The 327-nt window shown below is 69.1% G+C and carries 1 protein-coding gene; it reads left to right on the top strand.

Annotated elements, in window-relative coordinates; genetic code table 11:
- Window positions 1–327, top strand: a 327-nt coding sequence (locus CUT39_RS20605; protein ID WP_198586745.1) for a zinc ribbon domain-containing protein, incomplete at both ends; no start/stop codon positions are given.

Below are 327 nucleotides of genomic sequence, written 5' to 3'. Positions count from 1 at the left end.
GCCTTCGGCCGGATCCGCCGCCGGCTCGAATACAAGACCGCCTGGAACGGCGGCACCCTGGTCGTGGCCGACCGGTGGCTGCCGTCCTCGAAAACCTGCTCGGGCTGCGGCGTGGTGAAAGCCAAACTGCGCCTGGCCGAGCGGACCTTCACCTGCGACGCCTGCGGACTGGTCATCGACCGGGACGAGAACGCCGCGCGCAACCTGCGGAACCTCGTATCGAGGACCGCCGTGGACCTGGAGTCGCCGGGCCACGTCACCAACGCCCGACAGAAACCACACAAGACCAGCCCCGCTGGCAGTGGTACCGCTGCGGGAAGACCAGCC

Source organism: Glycomyces xiaoerkulensis, assembly GCF_002798405.1.
GTDB classification, from domain to species: Bacteria; Actinomycetota; Actinomycetes; order Mycobacteriales; family Micromonosporaceae; genus Glycomyces; species Glycomyces xiaoerkulensis.
This window is presented reverse-complemented; position numbering and strand designations above follow the sequence as displayed.